The 237-nt window shown below is 44.3% G+C and carries 1 protein-coding gene; it reads right to left on the reverse strand.

Annotated elements, in window-relative coordinates; all coding sequences use genetic code 11:
• Positions 1-237 (reverse strand): hypothetical protein (locus tag AC1Z3T_RS21245; RefSeq protein WP_483397001.1); only part of this gene is annotated, 237 nt, incomplete at both ends.

Raw genomic sequence — 237 nt, forward strand, 5'->3', positions numbered from 1 at the left:
TCTTTAACCGAAATACCATCTTTACCAATCACAGTTGAACCATTGGTGCCATTGGTTCCATCGTTCACGGTAATGCCAGTTAAGTTGTTGAGGTTTTTATTTAACTCAATTGCAACCTGACCACCTGCAACTTTCGTGGTGATGTTGCTGTCGGCACCGACAACTTCAACTGCTTCGCCTAGGTTTTTCTGAACTTTAGCGCCATCTGCTGCTTGTAATGCAAAGCCTTTGCTGGTC

The organism is Acinetobacter sp. B-6 (genome assembly GCF_056930735.1).